The 17,404-nt window shown below is 34.0% G+C and carries 17 protein-coding genes, 2 tRNA genes and 1 pseudogene; 7 read left to right on the top strand and 13 right to left on the bottom strand.

Annotated elements, in window-relative coordinates; translation table 11 throughout:
• Positions 1 to 26 precede the first annotated feature (26 nt).
• Together OPR29_RS04930 and OPR29_RS04925 are read right to left on the bottom strand one after the other, a co-directional pair.
• Positions 27 to 425 carry a DUF1284 domain-containing protein gene (locus tag OPR29_RS04930; RefSeq protein WP_007302343.1) on the bottom strand — a complete coding sequence of 133 codons (399 nt, stop codon included), beginning with the start codon at positions 423 to 425 and terminating at the stop codon, positions 27 to 29.
• On the bottom strand, positions 422 to 949 hold the full coding sequence (locus OPR29_RS04925) for a biotin transporter BioY (RefSeq protein ID WP_264336415.1): 528 nt from the start codon (positions 947 to 949) through the stop codon (positions 422 to 424). Before OPR29_RS04925 ends, OPR29_RS04930 begins: the two co-directional genes overlap by 4 nt.
• A 96-nt stretch (positions 950 to 1,045) precedes the next feature.
• Between OPR29_RS04925 and OPR29_RS04920 the strand changes: the two genes are divergently transcribed.
• Complete coding sequence (locus OPR29_RS04920) at positions 1,046 to 1,618, top strand: nitroreductase family protein (protein ID WP_265025156.1); 573 nt, start codon at positions 1,046 to 1,048, stop codon at positions 1,616 to 1,618.
• Here OPR29_RS04920 and OPR29_RS04915 read toward each other — a convergent pair.
• Positions 1,594 to 2,739, bottom strand: a complete 1,146-nt coding sequence (locus OPR29_RS04915) for a glycoside hydrolase family 5 protein (protein WP_265025155.1) — start codon at positions 2,737 to 2,739, stop codon at positions 1,594 to 1,596. The genes OPR29_RS04920 and OPR29_RS04915 overlap by 25 nt on opposite strands.
• Positions 2,740 to 2,811: 72 nt before the next feature.
• On the opposite strand from OPR29_RS04915, the gene dapF reads away from it, so the two are divergent.
• On the top strand, positions 2,812 to 3,606 hold the full coding sequence (gene dapF, locus OPR29_RS04910; protein ID WP_012481958.1) for a diaminopimelate epimerase: 795 nt from the start codon (positions 2,812 to 2,814) through the stop codon (positions 3,604 to 3,606).
• Between the two features lie 6 nt (positions 3,607 to 3,612).
• Here dapF and sucD read toward each other — a convergent pair whose 3' ends face one another.
• The 9 genes from sucD to hemF all read right to left on the bottom strand — a co-directional run bounded on the left by sucD (position 3,613) and on the right by hemF (position 9,192).
• Positions 3,613 to 4,494 (bottom strand): succinate--CoA ligase subunit alpha, encoded by an 882-nt coding sequence (gene sucD, locus OPR29_RS04905; RefSeq protein WP_007302348.1) that lies wholly within the window; start codon positions 4,492 to 4,494, stop codon positions 3,613 to 3,615.
• Positions 4,495 to 4,497: 3 nt separating this feature from the next.
• Positions 4,498 to 5,658 carry an ADP-forming succinate--CoA ligase subunit beta gene (gene sucC, locus OPR29_RS04900; protein ID WP_254229962.1) on the bottom strand — a complete coding sequence of 387 codons (1,161 nt, stop codon included), beginning with the start codon at positions 5,656 to 5,658 and terminating at the stop codon, positions 4,498 to 4,500.
• Between the two features lie 30 nt (positions 5,659 to 5,688).
• Entirely contained in the window at positions 5,689 to 5,889 is a 201-nt protein-coding gene (rpsU, locus tag OPR29_RS04895) for a 30S ribosomal protein S21 (RefSeq protein ID WP_007302350.1), read from the bottom strand.
• A gap of 198 nt (positions 5,890 to 6,087) precedes the next feature.
• Positions 6,088 to 6,161: transfer RNA gene (locus OPR29_RS04890), tRNA-Pro, on the bottom strand.
• Between the two features lie 122 nt (positions 6,162 to 6,283).
• The gene (locus OPR29_RS04885) at positions 6,284 to 6,979 is read right to left on the bottom strand and encodes a 16S rRNA (uracil(1498)-N(3))-methyltransferase (RefSeq protein ID WP_265025154.1); all 696 of its coding nucleotides are present in this window, start codon (positions 6,977 to 6,979) and stop codon (positions 6,284 to 6,286) included.
• A 32-nt stretch (positions 6,980 to 7,011) separates the two neighbouring features.
• Positions 7,012 to 7,083, bottom strand: a tRNA-Glu gene (locus OPR29_RS04880).
• Between the two features lie 60 nt (positions 7,084 to 7,143).
• Complete coding sequence (locus tag OPR29_RS04875) at positions 7,144 to 7,974, bottom strand: hypothetical protein (RefSeq protein WP_007302352.1); 831 nt, start codon at positions 7,972 to 7,974, stop codon at positions 7,144 to 7,146.
• A gap of 3 nt (positions 7,975 to 7,977) precedes the next feature.
• Positions 7,978 to 8,133: a hypothetical protein gene (locus tag OPR29_RS04870; RefSeq protein WP_007302353.1), complete on the bottom strand. Its 156-nt coding sequence runs from the start codon at positions 8,131 to 8,133 to the stop codon at positions 7,978 to 7,980.
• Positions 8,134 to 8,367: 234 nt separating this feature from the next.
• The gene (gene hemF / locus OPR29_RS04865) at positions 8,368 to 9,192 is read right to left on the bottom strand and encodes an oxygen-dependent coproporphyrinogen oxidase (RefSeq protein WP_052264973.1); all 825 of its coding nucleotides are present in this window, start codon (positions 9,190 to 9,192) and stop codon (positions 8,368 to 8,370) included.
• Between the two features lie 159 nt (positions 9,193 to 9,351).
• On the opposite strand from hemF, the gene OPR29_RS04860 reads away from it, so the two are divergent.
• From OPR29_RS04860 to OPR29_RS04850, 3 genes are all read left to right on the top strand, one after another.
• A complete protein-coding gene (locus OPR29_RS04860; protein WP_007302355.1) occupies positions 9,352 to 11,832 on the top strand; it encodes a response regulator in 2,481 nt (826 codons plus the stop codon).
• 86 nt (positions 11,833 to 11,918) lie between these two features.
• Complete coding sequence (locus OPR29_RS04855; RefSeq protein WP_006014513.1) at positions 11,919 to 12,761, top strand: ParA family protein; 843 nt, start codon at positions 11,919 to 11,921, stop codon at positions 12,759 to 12,761.
• On the top strand, positions 12,758 to 13,624 hold the full coding sequence (locus OPR29_RS04850; protein WP_213863753.1) for a ParB/RepB/Spo0J family partition protein: 867 nt from the start codon (positions 12,758 to 12,760) through the stop codon (positions 13,622 to 13,624). The genes OPR29_RS04855 and OPR29_RS04850 overlap by 4 nt, the downstream gene beginning before the upstream one ends.
• A gap of 84 nt (positions 13,625 to 13,708) precedes the next feature.
• Here OPR29_RS04850 and ispD read toward each other — a convergent pair whose 3' ends face one another.
• Positions 13,709 to 14,914 carry a 2-C-methyl-D-erythritol 4-phosphate cytidylyltransferase gene (gene ispD / locus OPR29_RS04845; protein WP_264376683.1) on the bottom strand — a complete coding sequence of 402 codons (1,206 nt, stop codon included), beginning with the start codon at positions 14,912 to 14,914 and terminating at the stop codon, positions 13,709 to 13,711.
• Positions 14,915 to 15,015: 101 nt separating this feature from the next.
• Between ispD and OPR29_RS06080 the strand changes: the two are divergent.
• Both OPR29_RS06080 and OPR29_RS04835 read left to right on the top strand, forming a co-directional pair.
• Positions 15,016 to 15,904: pseudogene (locus OPR29_RS06080) on the top strand (alpha/beta hydrolase family protein).
• A gap of 49 nt (positions 15,905 to 15,953) precedes the next feature.
• Positions 15,954 to 17,027 (top strand): AI-2E family transporter, encoded by a 1,074-nt coding sequence (locus tag OPR29_RS04835; RefSeq protein WP_213863752.1) that lies wholly within the window; start codon positions 15,954 to 15,956, stop codon positions 17,025 to 17,027.
• Positions 17,028 to 17,404 lie beyond the last annotated feature (377 nt).

Below are 17,404 nucleotides of genomic sequence, written 5' to 3'. Positions count from 1 at the left end.
ATAAAGATATTATTAATTGGCAGATACTATTTAGAATGAGTTAAAAGAGCACTTCTACACATTCCATATGGTTGCCAATTACACTCCTCACATGCGTAGTCAAATTTCTCTAAAGACATTTTCTTTCTAATTCTTTTTACTGCTTCATTCCAGGTTAAAATCTCTCCTATTTTCATTCCTAAAATTTCCATATGCCTTCTATCTAGCTCTAAAACTTTAGCTTGTGTGGTACATTTACCTTGTTTAGTCTGGTTTGGGCAAACACTGCAAATAGTGTCAAGATTATCAACTACTTCGATTTTAGTATTAGGATCATTAATTACTTTACTTGCTATCTTTTTGTAATTTTCTACAAAACCCTGAGAATACCCATATCCTTGAAATGCAAGAGTGCACATGAAATGATGAGGACGAAATTTTATCATTTTTTCAAATATTGCAAAGCTGCTACAAGTAGAAAAATTTTTACCAAACCAGGAAGGATAAATGGTAAAACACCTACCATTATTGCTCGTTCCAGACCAAAGTAAACAGAAAGCCAACTAACACCACAAATAAAGATTACAGCTGTACCGGCCAGACAACTTAAAGAATTACACACAAATGATTTATATTTAGAGTTCAGTAATTCATTTACTTTGTTCATTACCATAACAGCAGCTAAACAGCCAATTAAATATCCACCTGTTGGTCCAAGAAAAATGTGATAACCACTAGAAAAATTCGCAAAAACAGGAAATCCTGCTGCACCAAGTGATAGATATGTAAGCACAGAATAGAATGCTGTTCTGCGGTTAAATTTAAGCCCAATGAGCATTACTCCTAAAGTTTGCAATGTGATAGGCACAGGCTGCAACGGTACGCTTATTTGAGCCATCAAGAATAAAAGTAAAACGCAAGACAATATTTCAACCAGTGTTGACCTACTGCTTGATTGTGTTATAAACATATCTTCCCAATAGAAATAACTTACTAAATGTAATATATGTGTATAAGAGGTTTTGCAATTTAAATTTTGCTCATATTGCGCTACAATGAATTATTTATGCACTATTTAAAAATGATGAGTAAACAAGATCTATTATCGTTGATGAAAGCAAGACACAGTGGACGTTCATACGATCCTACAAAAGCAATATCTCAAAAAGAAATGGATATTTTAATAGAAGCTGTAAGGCTAACACCCTCGTGTTTTGGTGATGAACCTTGGCGATATGTGATATGCAACAAACAGAACAATCAAAGCGCATGGAAAAAATTGTTCGATTGCCTTGATGAATCTAATCAAAAGTGGGCAAAAGATGCACAAGTGTTAATCATATCTTTAAGTGCTAAAAACTTCCGAAAGCCAGACAAAGGGGGAAATTTTTGGGCTAAGCATGATACTGGTGCAGCAAATTACGCACTTATGCTACAGGCTACAGCTATAGGCTTAATGGCTCATCAGATGGGCGGATTTGACAAAGACAAAATAATAGAGAAGTTTAATGTACCTGATGATTTTAATGTAATGTCAGTGATAGCGGTTGGTTACGAGGAAGAAGGTGCCGAAGTTAAAGAAAAGAACAGAAAGCCAATAGAAGAAATATTTTTTTATGACGAATGGCCAGCGAGCTGACTTGACCATTCTTTTTTTAATATCTTAAAAATTGGATTATCTGGCAAATAATTTTTTTTCATCCTACCCTCTTCAATTGCTTGCCAATCTTTCCATGAAAGCTTTTTACTTCCCAATTCATAATCCATTCCATCCCACATATCTTCTCGAAAGCCATAAACAGCAAAGTGCCAATTATATTCATTAAAAATAGAAGTAAGATCTCGAAAATAGTGCTCTAATCCTTTTGAACAGCGATGTCCGCCAAACTCTCCAGCAAGGATCTGATAATCTGGTATATTATACTTCTCTTGGAAAATTTTTACAGGTTCTATATATAATTTTAACTTATCTTTATTCCAATACTCTACTTTTTTTCCATCAAAAGATTGAACATGTCCAGGGTAGGCAAAGTTATCCTGGTTTAATTTTAAATTTGTATAAGCAAAGGGCTCATACATGTGAAAAGAATAAAGAATATTAGAATCATCAACTGGTTTGAATTTATCAAAAGTATTAGAGTCAGCATAACTGCTGCTATCAAGTATTATTGGGGTCTCTGAGTCAACTTGGCGGACACTGTTTACCACGCTGCTATAAAAGCCAAATAGATTCTTCTGAACTTTGCTTTGTTCTACGTTATAAATAGCCGAATCTGCAGTATTATAAAGCCTTTCTGGATGTGGTTCATTTAAGATATTATATCCAACAATAGCAGGATGATCTTTAAGCTCTTTCGCAAGATCTTGCCAAAATTTTGCTGCTTGTTTTTGAAAAGCTTGATCTGACCATAAACGTAAATCATCTTTATCGTTATTATTTTGCTTCCATCTAGATCCAGGTAAGCTAAGCATCGTTAACACTACTGGTATTTTTTGTTGATGAAAAGCATCTAAAACATCTTTCAGAACTTTCAGGTCTTTGGGAATTAGGCCCTGATAACTGTCTGCATTACCTAAGAGGAAGTCACGTTGCGTAGTTTCAAATTTGTCAGGAGCAAGACGAATAAAACCAATTTTGTATTCCTTTGCTGCTTTGATTAAGTCACTATCAACTTTTCTATTGAAAACATTTGCTCCCTTTCTAACTCCAGTTTGCCAAAAGAGCATTTTGCTGTTCTCCGGTATTGACTTAGCACTCACATTACAGAAAACTATAGAATACAAAACAGCTGTAATTAGAAGAAAAATTTTCACTTATATAATTTTGCTATAATGGTAAGTAACCTAACAGACAAGATCCCGTTTGTAAAGATGCATGGTACTGGCAATAGTTTTGTTATCATAGACTCACGTTCAGCAAATAATTTAGACTGGAATTATAGACAAATTGCTGATCAAGGCAGTTGTGATCAAGTGATAATTATAACAATGTCTAATGCTGCAAACTGCTTTATGCATATCTACAATGCTGACGGTAGTCGAGCTGAAATGTGTGGAAACGCAGCACGCTGTGTTGGGTATTTGATAATGTTAGAAAAAGGTACTGAATATATCACTATTGAGCTGATAAATAATCGTATCTTAGAATGTTTTAAAGTAGGTGATAAATCAATAAAGGTCAATATGGGTAAACCACTGCTTAAATGGAATGAAATTCCTCTTTCTTGTGAATGCGATCCCCTTTATCTACCTATAGAGCTTGAAATGCTGAAAGAGCCAGTTGCAGTAAATATTGGTAACCCTCATATAGTTTTTTTTGTTGATAACATAAGCGAAATACCATTGCAGAATTTAGGACCAAAGCTAGAAAATCACGAATTATTTCCTCAGAAAACAAATGTTAGTATTGCACAAATAGAAAAATCTGGAGAAATAAACTTAAGAGTTTGGGAAAGAGGAACAGGTATTACTGCTTCATGTGGTAGTGCGGCTTGTGCAGCATTTGTTGCATCTATACTTCGTAAGTGTTTGGCTACTAAACAAACTTCAGTACATTTACCAGGAGGTCATTTACTGATTGAGTGGTCAAAAAATATACTGATGACTGGGGATATAGGGTTTTTATGACCTAGGCTAGGCACTGACACTCATTACTTCTAACACCTTTTTACCAATCACAGCAGGGGTTTCTGCAATCGCAATCCCAGCACTGCGCATAACCTCTAACTTTGCACCAGCACTTCCACCGCTGGAAGAGATGATTGCTCCAGCGTGTCCCATACGTCTTCCTGGAGGTGCCGTTTGGCCTGCTACAAAACCAACGATTGGCTTTTTAGTTTTTTCTGTTTTCACAAAATGTGATACATCTTCTTCTTCGTTTCCACCTATTTCACCAATAACTACAATACCATGAGTATCGTCATCTTTTAAAAAGAGCTCCATACAGTCAACAAATGTCATACCATGAACTGGATCCCCCCCAATTCCGATACACGTGGATTGACCAAGACCAACAGCAGTTGTTTGTGCTACCGCTTCATAAGTTAAAGTTCCAGAGCGAGACATAATTCCTATATGTCCACGTTTGTGAATATGTCCTGGCATAATTCCTATTTTGCATTCTTCAGGTGTAATAACCCCTGGACAGTTTGGGCCAATCAATCGACTGTTTGAACCAGCGAGAGCATGCTTTACCTTTACCATGTCAAGTATAGGAATGCCCTCTGTAATACAAATTATCAATTCTATTTTTGCATCTATTGCTTCAAGTATTGCAGCAGCAGCAAATTTAGCAGGTACATATATAACTGTAGCATTTGCACAGGTTTTTTCTTTGGCTTCTGCTACAGTATTAAAAACCGGTAAATTAAGGTGAGTGCTACCACCCTTTCCAGGAGTTACACCTCCCACCATTTTCGTTCCGTAATCAATTGCTTGCTCTGAATGAAATGTGCCTTGTGCACCAGTAAAACCCTGGCATATTAATCTTGTATCTTTGTTTACTAAAACGGACATGCTTTATTTTACCTCTTTTACTATCTTTTGCGCAGCATCACCCAGTTCATCTGCAGCAATAATATTTAATCCTGACTCTTCTAAGATTTTTTTTCCTTCTTCAAAATTAGTACCTGATAATCTAACCACTAGAGGAACTTTAATGCTCATTTCTTTTGCAGCCGCAACAATTCCACTTGCGATAATATCGCAACGCATTATACCACCAAATATGTTAACCAGAATTCCTTTTACGTTGCTATCAGACAATATGATTTTAAATGCTTCAGTTACAGTTTCTTTACTCGCTCCACCACCAACATCCAAAAAGTTAGCAGGCTCTGCTCCATAGTACTTTATTATATCCATTGTTGCCATAGCAAGACCTGCACCGTTCACCATGCAACCAATATTGCCATCCATTTTGATGTAACTAAGTCCATGTTTTGAAGCTTCTATCTCTTCTTTAACTTCTTCATCATAATCACGAAGCTGCACGATTTCTGGATGACGATATAAAGCGTTGTCATCAAAATTAATTTTAGCATCAAGTGCAACAAAATCCCCAGAATTTGTTTCAACTAGTGGGTTAATTTCTATTTGGCTTGCATCAGTTGTAATAAACGCATCATATATATTTTTTGCAATATTTGTTATTCTTTCTATTTGTTCTGAATTCAAATTAAAATTATTGGCAAGTTTACTGTTATCAAGATTTGTAAAACCAGTAGCAGGGTCAATATCAAATTTCACAATTTTTGTAGGAGAATTTTTTGCTACCTCTTCAATATCCATACCACCTTCTGAGGAAAATATAAATACTAACCTACTGAGCTTTGGATCAACTACTAGACTCAAATAGTACTCTTTTTTAATGCTTGAACCTTCCTCAATGTATACTCTTCTTACCTGCTGTCCACTAGGCCCTGTTTGATGAGTAACTAAAGTTATGCCGAGCATGTTCTTTACAAACTGTTGAGCTTCTTCAACTGACTTTGCTAGCTTTACACCACCAGCCTTACCCCTACCACCTGCATGAATCTGAGCTTTAACCACAAACACGTCAGATTTTAGTTGATTTATTTGAGTTTCTACTCCTTCTGCAGATGTAGCAACAAAACCCTTTGGTACCGGGACATTAAACTTGTGTAAAATTTCCTTTGCTTGATATTCATGAATATTCATAAGATAACTAATTATTAACCTTAGTAAAAACTACCAACCATAACGCTGTCTTCTGCATTCTTGCTGATACCTCTTTTTCCTTGCTTCAGCTTTTTTTTTAGCTGTTTTCTCTGATTTCTTTTCGTGATATTTTTTTTTCATTTTGAGCCCTCTTCCTTCCTTTTGAATTATTTTTCTCAACACTGGAAGAGCTCTATCTACATCACCATAATGGACTGATACTTCAATCAAACTCTATACCTCCTTCGGTAATCACTTCAAAATCCATTTATAAATTAGAAAATTAACATTGTCAATTATTTTATAAACTTGAGCGATAGAATATGATATGCAGTGATTTATATGAAAAAAGCTTCATTCTGCTGTCAATCATTTACTTGCTGATAAAAATTGCTCTTAGGTTACAGTGCTCTTGTAATTTTTCTAATCTCGGGGCGGAGAGATTTGAACTCCCGACCCTTTGGTCCCAAACCAAATGCGCTACCAGGCTGCGCTACGCCCCGACTTCTTTACTAAGAGTATCGATAGTTCGGAAAAATGCAAGTTTCATTTATTTCTTTTAGGAAAAATATAATGCAGATTTCTTTATATAGAGTGTCAAGTTGCACTAGCCATATTAAAAAATCTAGCTATACCAATTGGTGAAGGTTAATGCAGCAACTACAGCAGTATCAACTCTCAAAATTCTTTTTCCTAGACTCAGTTTCTGACAAAATTTATTGGCAGAATCAAGTTCGCAAGATGAAAAACCACCTTCGGGGCCAACAATAATAGCAACGTTTTTCTTGCCTTTTAGAACTTTATTAGGAGGTTGTCCTTCACCTGTTTCATCACACAAAACAAAATTTTTATTCTGGGAATCGGATAATTCACAAAAATTAATAGGAAGAAAAATCTGTGGTATACTTGTCCTACCGGATTGTTCCGCAGCTTCAATTGCCTGTAATTTCGCTCTACTTAGGTTAATGTTTTTTACTACTGTACGTTCTGTTGAAATAAATTGAATGCAGGTTACTCCCATTTCAGTTGCTTGTCTTACTATGTTGCTTAAGGCGCCGCTTTTTACCAGAGCACAATACAAATATAGATTTTTTTCATGTTGTTGTTGTTTAGTGCGTTCTTTTATTATAATTTTTATCGATTTACTTGATATATTCACTACTTCTCCTAACCATTCTCCATCCTTTCCATTAAAAAGATAGATGTTATCATGCTTCTTAAGCCGCATTACATTGTAAATATAGTGACTTTGTCGTGGATGAAGCGCCAAACTTACATTTTGTGATAAAGCTTCTTCAACATAAAGCCTAATTTTTTTCATTCAAAACTTTAGTTATTTGCATTCTGTTTGAGTGACTCTTACGGGATTTGAACCCGTGTTACCACCGTGAAAGGGTGGTGTCCTAACCACTAGACGAAAGAGTCGACTTGAATCTAACTGAGTTATATCGATTATACATATAAAGTCAATTCAATTATTTTGAATCACACAGTTAGAGTAGTGATTTTATATCGACAGCCTCCTATTACCCCATGTTCAATGCTTACTGAACCTATCTCAGATTTAGGAGCTTTAGATCCTAATTCTAATTTTTGTTCAACTTTTGTATCTGAATCATAGCCAGAATCGTATCCAGAATCTCTACGCTCAAAATTTTGCCTTATTTCTTTTACGTTAAAGCCAGCCTTGGTCTTGATTTGCTGACTCGCTGGCTTATTAGCACTTTGCTCATTTAGTTTTACTTGCAAATTATTCACTTTATCCTTCACTAATCCATGATAAGTCCCAGAATTATCTTTTATATGTTTTGCTTGTCTTTCTGATCTCTTTTTCGATAAATCTACTTTAGCATAAATAGGCTCTGGTTGCTCTTTATGATTTAAGCTAGTGGGCTTTTTTTGCTCTGAGAAATCATCTACATCTTCATAAATAGGTTCTCCTGATATACTAGAATAACCACTATCTTTCAATGATAAATTTTCAGTAGATCTTTTATGCAAATCATATACTTCAGCATAAATGGATTCTTCCGATACGCTCAACTCTTCTAATGAGTTACTAACCTTAGCGTCATATACCTCATCATAAATGGGCTCTTTTAAAAGTAAAATATCATCATGCTCAAAAATCCTAGGAGGTTTTTTAGGTGAGTTGGCCTTAAATTTTATCTCTACTTCCTCTTTAAGCTTGTCACAACTTTCCGTTTGTTTCAAAATCTCCAATATTTCTTTTCTTTCTTTTTTTATTAGCTCACCAAGCACTAAACAACATTTTTCTTTATGATCTTTGAGACTGTCCTTATCTCCGTACTGCATAGCTTATGATGCTATTTTGTATTGAAGGATTACATTTCCTATACTATTATTTATCTCATTAATATTTGCTCCAGCACTAATAAGTAACGTCATTACATTATGATCAAGATTTGTTACTGCATACTCTAAAGCTCGATTTAAAGTTTGATCATTATTCAAGTCAAATGACCCCTTGTTCCTAAAAGGATTAATTCTAGAAAAGAGTTTTTCAAAGCTGTTTACTATATTATGAAGACTTAAAGCTAGCCTCACGCCTCTTATATTGCTATTTCTAGCGGATTTAATTAAAAAACTATCTACTTATACCCATGATTGTACCCCTCTATACAAAAGCTCACCATATGTGGTACAATCTTAAACTATAACGATTTATTTTATATTAATAATCGCTTTTCACACCCACTTAACAAGAGGAGGCATCGACATCATAATTGCATCGGGGTTACCATTAGTCATTAAACCAAACCTTGTACCACGATCATAAAGAAGATTGAACTCCACATATCTGCCACGTTTTATCAATTGTTCTTCTCGTTGTTCTTTTGTCCAAGATTTTTGCATATGTTTGTGTATGATGTGTAAGTAAATTTCTAAAAAGGCTTCACCTACTGCTTTTGTGAACTCAAAATCGTTTTTCCAGTTGCCAGAAGTTAGATTGTCATAAAAAATTCCACCAATACCACGTGGCTCTTTTCTATGTTGTAAAAAAAAGTAATCATCACATTGCTTTTTAAATTTCGGATAATATTCGATGTTGAACTCATCGCAAGTTGCTTTAATTGATTCGTGAATATACTTGCAATCTCCCTCATCCTTATAAATTGGAGTAAAGTCCATTCCTCCACCAAACCATTGTTTTGAGGTATATATCAATCTTGTGTTCATATGTGCTGCAGGGATAAGGGGAGATTGCATGTGAGACACTAAAGATATACCGCTTGCCCAAAACTCTCCATTGCTTTCACTTGCACCAGGAATTTCATTAATGGCTGAGTCTTCGAGCTTTCCGTATACTCTTGAAACGTTTACTCCAACTTTTTCAAAAATATTACCAAAGATAATTGTAGATTCACCACTTCCTCCACCTGGTCGGTTCCACTTTCTTTTTTCGATTTTTGGTTGTGTGAATGACTGTACCTCAATTGATAAGAAAGATTCGGTGATCTTGTTTCTCAGTGCGCAGAACCATTCAAATGCTTGTGTCTTTTGTTTTTCCATAATGCCTTCTGTTGGCTTATTAATATTATTGTACTCTATATTTACAGGACTTAATTAGATTGGGATAGTAACTACTCATCAAGGATGTTAATAAATCTATAATAATTAAATCAATATAGTAGAATATTTTTATATGTGCAAGGATGCCAAGCAATAATAATGAGTAAAAGATACATAGATAACAAAAAAGAGAACAGAGTTGACTTCATACTAAGAAATTATGGGATGTCAATTATTGTGATGGCAGTCATTATGTTCTTACCTCCAATAGCAATATCAGTACTCTATTTTTCTAATGTATATAGTCAGCATGTTAATATAGAGATTAATTTATTAATTAGCATTCTAATGACTCTCTTTGTGGTATATAATATAAAACGTTACAAGTATCTACTTAATATCATAGAGTTTCAAAATGCAATATTTGCAAATGCGCTGAATCATAATACAGAGTTTTGTCTCATTTTACATAAAGATGAGGGTATTATTTATGCTGATGCGAGGTTCTACGAAAGGTTCAAAGATCACATAAACGATGATGTTACGCTAGATAAAATTCTTGAAGCAGGAGATGTGTCAGAAAAAGACAGAAAATCACTCTATCATGCGTTAAGAAATAACACTTCTGTAAAAGTATGCATTTCCTTAAGCAAGAAGAGTAGAATATCTAACTTTCTTTTGCTCTCTGAACCAATACCGGATAATCCACAAATTGCTATAAATAGTAATAAGACTTTAAATTTATCATTAGCCCCAATAGCAAGACCGAATGGGTATTTTGTACTGAAGGCAACACAGGTAAACAAAGAGCAGGTATATGAAGAGTTGATAGAGAAACACAATATAGCAACTTACGTTGCAAATACAAAAGGAGGTATCTTATCTGTAAATAAAAGATTTTTAGACATGTTTGAACTAAAAAAATTGGAAAAAGGTAGCTCAATCAATGATTTTATATCTCAATCTAAGTATGACGATACAATAACCAAAAATGAAATTATGTTTTTTACTATAAGCGGTGCTCCATTTAAGGCTTATATGAGTACTGCTATATTTTGTGATAAATACAATCATAGCTATATACACGGCTTTATAACACCAACTGAATCAAATATTGTTGATTATCAACTACACCCTTGTTTTACAAATTCGTCAATTGCTATTGCACAATGCGATATAAATGGCAATTTTATAAAGAAAAATATAGCATTAGTAAAACTTGCGGGGTCAAGTAATGATTCTATCTTTGCATTGATATCAGATGGTTATCATATGAAAGTGCGTGAATATTTTTCAAGTAATAGGATAAATAATGCGTCCTTTGATGTGCAGCTCAATGGCGGTAATAACATGAAAATATATTTTAATAAGTTTCTTCATAATAAAGTGATGTTCATACTTTGTTATTTTATTGATAATACTGAACGTAAAAAACTAGAGATAAAACTTGAGCATTATCAAAAGGTGCAAGCTATAGGGCAATTAGCAGGTGGTATTGCACATGATTTCAATAATATATTAACCGGAATAATAGGATTTTGTGATTTGCTTTTACTCCAGCACTCAGCTAGCGATCCATCTTTTGGAGATATAATACAGATACAGCAAAATGCAAAACGTGGGTCAAATTTAGTAAGACAACTGCTTGCTTTTTCAAGAAGACAGACTTTGCAGCCAAAGATTATTAATGTAAATGGTACGATAGCTAATCTTTATGAAATGATCAAAAGATTAATAGGTGAAAATATAAAATTTAATATTTATTATGGTAGCGATTTGGGTGCTGTTAGGGCTGACCAAGGACAATTAGAGCAAGTTATGCTTAACTTAGCAGTTAATGCTGGTGCTGCTATGGAAAAGGGGGGAGAGTTAACTATACGAACCTTTAATCAAAAGGTTGATTCATTAAATTCTACACCTCAGGATATGTTTTCTCCAGATAAGGAAACGATTGAACATGGGAATTATGTTGTGATTGAAGTGATTGATACTGGATGTGGAATGACGAGTGATATAATTGAAAAGGCATTTGATCCATTTTTTTCTACCAAAGATATTACTTCTGGTACAGGTCTTGGCCTCTCTACTGTATATGGCATTATTAAACAAACCGAAGGATACATCTATGTTGCTAGCAAAGTGAATCATGGAACTAAATTTAGCATATTTTTGCCCATAGTTTACATATCGGATGAAAATGATAAAGAGGAAGATAGTAAAGAAATAGAGAAACCGGTAGAGATTAAAGGTAATGGTATAATTTTATTAATTGAAGATGAAGATTCAGTAAGGGAATTTACTGCTAAGGCTCTTACAAGAAAAGGATTTAATGTAATAGAAGCGAGTATAGGCAGCGAGGCACTAGAGATCATTAGAAAAAAAAATCAACACATAGATCTAATAATCACTGATGTAATCATGCCAGAGGTGAGTGGTCCAGAAATAGTTAAAGAAACATTGATACATAGGCCAAACATCAAAGTTATTTTTATTTCTGGGTATACAGAGGATGCTTTTTTAAAGAGCGATGAAATCAATATAGAAGACTTCCATTTTTTACCCAAACCATTTACTCTGAATGAGTTAGGAAATAAGGTTCAAAGTGTGTTACACAAGACAAAAAAAGGCAGTTTACTTTGAGCATGATTGGCAACAAAAAAATTTTTCTAATGCAAAAATTTCTTGCATATATACAATAGAGTTATTTTATACATAAGATAAAAGGCGTGAGCAAGATCATTGCAATAGTAAATCAAAAGGGTGGAGTTGGTAAAACTACAACTAGTATAAATTTATCAACAGCCTTTGCTGCTGTGGGAAAAAGTACTTTACTGGTAGATCTTGACCCTCAAGGAAATGCTAGTACAGGACTTGGGATTTCTTATCGTAGCAGGGAAGAAAAAAATATATATAAAATACTGCTGAGCAGCGAAAGTGAATTGGTGGAATCGGCAATTTTCAATATAAAGGAAATTCCAAATCTATCGCTGATTTCATCAGTGGTTGACTTATCAGCTGCAGAAATTGAGCTATCACAACTTGAGCAGGGAAAATTCGTACTAAAAGATACGCTAGAGAAAGTACGTAATAATTATGAGTACATAATTATCGATTGTCCTCCATCACTTGGTCTGCTTACTATCAATGCTCTGACCGCTGCTGACTCGATTATTGTTCCTCTTCAGTGTGAATTTTTCGCTCTGGAAGGATTGAGCCATTTAGTTAAGACTGTAGAGCTGATAAAAAGAAATAACCTAAACCCTTTCCTGTTAATAGAAGGAATATTGCTCACAATGTATGACAGACGCAACAAACTTAGTGAGCAGATTAAAAATGATATTTGCCAATATTTAAATGATAAAGTATATAAAACTATTATCCCCTTGTATGAGACCATTATTCCACGTAATGTACGGTTATCAGAAGCGCCTTCTCATGGAAAACCTGCTATTGTATATGATCTTAAGTGTCCTGGTGCACAAGCATATATAAGTTTGGCAAAAGAAATTTTAAAGAAACACATGAGCATCTGTAAAGAGAAAAAGCTGATAAGTGAGGGTGCAGCGTGAAGGACAATAGGCGCTTAGGTAGAGGTCTTGCTGGCCTCATAGGCGATAATTATGGTAATAAAGAAGATCGGTTACCTATTTCATTACTACACCCGAGCAAATTTCAGCCGAGAAAATATTTTGATGAGGAGTCATTAAAAGAACTTGCAGGTTCGATAGAGAAAAATGGTATAATACAACCTGTTGTGGTGCGCAAAGATCCAAGTAATGAAGGTTATGAAATAGTAGCAGGGGAACGTCGTTGGCGAGCAAGTAAGGTCATAAATCTTGATAGTGTGCCGGTTATCATAAAAGATTTAAATGACAAGGAATGCTTAGAAGTATCGATAATTGAAAACATACAGAGGCAAGATATTAATCCAATAGAAGAAGGTGAGGCGTACAGAAAACTAATAGATGAATTCTCCTATACACACGAAGAATTAGCCTTAACTTTAGGTAAAAGCCGCAGTCACATAACCAATATGATACGAATGCTGTCACTCCCTAATGGAGTAAAAACAATGATCAACGAGAAAAAATTGTCTATGGGTCATGCAAGAGCATTGATTAATGTTGAAAATGCGGAAAGTATTGCAGAAAGAATAGTTTCTCAGGGCCTGAGCGTTAGGCGAACTGAAAAATTGATAAAAGACTTACAACAAAATAACGACCGAAAAGAGCATAAGTGTACTAAAAATCAAGATATGGCAGTATTAGAAGGAGCTATATCTTCTCAGCTTGGTTTAAAGATCAAAATTAATGACAGTAATTCTAAGGGTAAAGTCATGATACGTTATAACAACTCAAATGAATTGGATTTTATATTGAAAATTTTGAATAGAAGACTTGAATCAGCTATTAATGTCGAAAGTAGCTCATAGAAATTTCTTGACAAACCTTCCCACTTTCCTTGCAATGGAAGTGAAATGGTGGAGTTTGTCAAGTAAGTTATTTCGTTTCTACCTTCAATAAAAATTTGCACGCAATAGCACAGAAGCATACGTTGCTATTCCCTCATTTCTTCCAATAGAACCTAATTTTTCCGCTGTGGTTGCTTTGATATTTACGAATTCACCATTAATTTCTAATATTTTTGATATGAATTCCTTCATTCCTGCTTTGTAAGGCGATATTTTAGGCTCTTCACAAACTATAGTAATATCTAAATTAGACACGCTATATCCTTTTTCCTGTGCTTTTTTAGCAGCAAAGTCAAGAAAATGAGATGAATTGCAATCCTTCCATTTAGAGGAATTAGGAGGAAAATGTTCTCCTATATCGCCACATCCTAGTGCTCCGAGTATTGCATCAACGATTGCATGTATTGCAACATCACCATCGGAATGTGCCTCTATTGCCATATTATGCTCAATTTCCACACCGCAAATTTTTATAAAGCTCTTAGCATCATTTTGAATTTTAACAAATTTATGTATATCATAACCGGTTCCGACACGGAATTTTGGCTCTCCAAAGAGAAGTTTTGCCATATTGATATCCTCTTTTGTAGTTAACTTAAAATTCTTTTTCTCACCTTCAATAATCGCAACATGTTTTTTATGCTCTACCATTAGTGATGAATCATCAGTAAATTCTTTGACTGATTGATGGCACGATAATAATTCTCTGAAATTAAAAATTTGAGGAGTTTGCATGGCTCTAAGTTTTTCTCTTGAAATCGTAGATTCAATGAAATTATTACTCACCAACGATATAGTATCCTCGACTTCTATTGCTGGAACTACTCCTGTATATTGACCATTAATCATAGATTCAATCAAGTTGTTTATTAGAATATTTGATACAAAAGGCCTACAAGCGTCATGTATAATAACAAAATCTGGATTGATCTTTTGCAAACTCTCCAGTCCAAGTTTAACTGAACTCTGCCTGCTTTTTCCTCCACATACTGGACTCAGCAATTTAGTATCTATAGTTGATGACGTAACTTCTTTATAGAAATCTTTTTGACTTTCATTCACTACCACTCTTATGTAACTTATGTACTGATTAGCTAAGAATTTCCTAATTGTGTGAAATAAAACAGACTTACCTGCCAATTTTATATACTGTTTAGGGATTTTGGCATTGCATCTACTGCCTACTCCTGCTGCAACTATTAATGCTGCTATCTTGTATTCCTCAAGTCTGTTAGTGTACATGCTTACCATTTTCGGTGTTAATACAAGTTATCTAGCATTTTAAAAAAGTTGATCCAATTCTCAAAAAAGAATATTCTTTTACTAGGTGTAATATATGCTAGAGGAAAATAATACACGTTGCTAAGTATAATAAAGAAAATGAGATACATCTTATATTTTTTCATGGAATAGGTGATAATTATAAGAATGCGGCCAGGTATATACAAGATAGATCTACATATCTCCATAGGTCTAATTTTTACACTCATGCACATAAATACCCAATTGCATTTCAAAACTATATAACTTACGCAATAGCTAGTTTCTTGTTTTTAGGAACATCAATACTATTACCAACTGTTAATATTACTTACTAATCCAATGACATCTAGTACAGCAAGTTTAGCCATCTTAGCAGCTTTAACTTGCACCTTTTTATCTGTACCACCACTCATGATTCCATTTATAAATAAGAATCAAAGCTTATCTAAGTCTTCAATAGAAAAAATCAATGAATTAATGGAGAAGGGTGTGAAATCGGAAAATATAATACTTTTCGGCCATTCTTTTGGGGGAGCAGTTGCATCAGAAGTATTAAAATATTTTACAGACAAAAATATTAAACTTGGAGGCGTTATTTTTACTAGCACTTTCAGCTCTTTTCATAATGCAATAAAGCATTTTCCAATTCCTCAAGCAAAAATTTTAAGTGTACTGCCCTCATGCTTATTGAAAAAGATGCTTAAGGTCCTAAATTTAGATTTTGATATAGTAAGCAATATACAAAAGCTACAAAATGATAATATACCAATAGTAGTCATTAATCATGAAAGAGACACCTTAATACCATATCCTGCACAATTGGCAAAGGCAGTAGATGATCTATTGTTAAATAGAAATTCGATTAAGATCGTTAATCTGAGAGGCTTTACAGATAACCCGCATAACGGAGTTTTATCTAGTTGGCAATTGAGTGAAAATTTGGCTGATCTCATGCCTAATAAAATAATGAATAGATAGTACTTACAAAAAACTTTATATTTTTCGGTAAATTAACTATTCTAAACACATGCAAAAACGTCATATAACTATTTGTTGTGTACTGCTTTTCATAATAGGGGCATTATTTTTGATGCGTCCTATGATTGTTCCGTGTCTAATATCTGTTTTTGTTGCACATCTATTTAACCCGCTAGTAACCAAGTTTGAAAAATATAGAATACCGCGTTCATGTTCTGTAGTTTTTATAACACTTGCCTTATTGATAGCTTTTATATTAGTTATTACATTTGTTTTACCTATTATATATTTTCAAATTACTTTAATATTAAATTTCTTAGTAAATAAGATACCTTCATTAAAGCTTAAAGTGATTCCTTCTGTGCTAGAATTTCTTAATATAAAAACTGAAGATAGTTTATTTGATCATTTGTCTAAAAATCTAGTAGAAAATTACAGTGATTATATATCTTATTTTATAAATGCTCTTAGCATGGGCAGTAATCTTATAATTCAAGTGCTAAATTCAAGCTTTAATTTGATTTACATGGTATCATTAATAGCTATTACGCTTGTGGTGTTTTTTTATGTATTACGTGATTGGCCTGCAATTGTAGAAAAGGCTAATAAACTAATTCCCATTCTTTACAGAGAAAAAGCTGCAGGTTATTTTTCCAAAGTAGATTTCATTATATCTAATTACCTAAGGGGACAGTTAAACGTATGTATAATCATGATGATCTTTTACTCCGTGGGCCTTAGCATAATTGGGCTGAAGCATTCTGTAGCTATTGGAATTTTATCAGGAATATTAACATTTATACCCTATATAGGGCCATTATTATACACTATTATCGGATTTTTGAGCGCCATTACTCAATTTAGTGGATGGTTTGAAAGTGCTGCTGTCTTGCTATTATTTAGTGTTGGTCAATTAATAGATTCAAGCATATTAGTGCCTTTATTAATAGGAAAAAAAGTTCATATACATCCAACTATCATTATTTTAGGAGTTGTCATATGCACCTCATATTTTGGATTTATAGGTATATTATTTTTTATTCCAATAATAGCAATGTTCAGTGTATTAGTAGAATATGCAGTCAATAAATATTTTGAAAGTGAGCTTTATAAAAATGGCTAATTAGTTCACGATAAAAAAAGGATCTCTGATACATTTGAGAGATGGTGCGACCTGAAAGTCTTCGGTCATATTGTTTAAAAGGAGAGGAATTCATTCAGAAAGAAACTGAAAGGATTCTAAAACTTATTAAACCAGATGTTTTGCCGTCTGAGTCTACGCATCAGTGCGAATCGGGCAACCGGTTGGTGCCAAGCGATGCGGACAATGAACCTCCTCTTGAAAAAGAAGATGCTCAATCGTGAGAGGGGCATAAACTGCAAGCATCATGTGGTTGGAGGGCTAGGCTTAGTGGTATGGTGAACGTAAGTGAAGTTTCATAAGTATCGTAATTACGAAAGAGCTAAAGATGCTGATAAGCTCTGACCAAAAGGTAATGT

This window comes from Wolbachia endosymbiont (group B) of Pammene fasciana (assembly GCF_947251495.1).
GTDB lineage: Bacteria > Pseudomonadota > Alphaproteobacteria > Rickettsiales > Anaplasmataceae > Wolbachia.
This window is presented reverse-complemented; position numbering and strand designations above follow the sequence as displayed.

Bases quoted from the DNA above. Each gene is read 5' to 3' on its own strand.
- OPR29_RS04835 (WP_213863752.1), top strand. From the start codon at position 15,954: ATGCAAAAACGTCATATAACTATTTGTTGTGTACTGCTTTTCATAATA.
- sucD (WP_007302348.1), bottom strand. From the start codon at position 4,494: ATGTCCGTTTTAGTAAACAAAGATACAAGATTAATATGCCAGGGTTTT.
- OPR29_RS04875 (WP_007302352.1), bottom strand. From the start codon at position 7,974: ATGCAGTACGGAGATAAGGACAGTCTCAAAGATCATAAAGAAAAATGT.
- ispD (WP_264376683.1), bottom strand. From the start codon at position 14,914: ATGGTAAGCATGTACACTAACAGACTTGAGGAATACAAGATAGCAGCA.
- OPR29_RS04925 (WP_264336415.1), bottom strand. From the start codon at position 949: ATGTTTATAACACAATCAAGCAGTAGGTCAACACTGGTTGAAATATTG.
- OPR29_RS04885 (WP_265025154.1), bottom strand. From the start codon at position 6,979: ATGAAAAAAATTAGGCTTTATGTTGAAGAAGCTTTATCACAAAATGTA.
- OPR29_RS04930 (WP_007302343.1), bottom strand. From the start codon at position 425: ATGATAAAATTTCGTCCTCATCATTTCATGTGCACTCTTGCATTTCAA.
- dapF (WP_012481958.1), top strand. From the start codon at position 2,812: ATGGTAAGTAACCTAACAGACAAGATCCCGTTTGTAAAGATGCATGGT.
- OPR29_RS04860 (WP_007302355.1), top strand. From the start codon at position 9,352: ATGAGTAAAAGATACATAGATAACAAAAAAGAGAACAGAGTTGACTTC.
- OPR29_RS04920 (WP_265025156.1), top strand. From the start codon at position 1,046: ATGCACTATTTAAAAATGATGAGTAAACAAGATCTATTATCGTTGATG.
- sucC (WP_254229962.1), bottom strand. From the start codon at position 5,658: ATGAATATTCATGAATATCAAGCAAAGGAAATTTTACACAAGTTTAAT.
- hemF (WP_052264973.1), bottom strand. From the start codon at position 9,192: ATGGAAAAACAAAAGACACAAGCATTTGAATGGTTCTGCGCACTGAGA.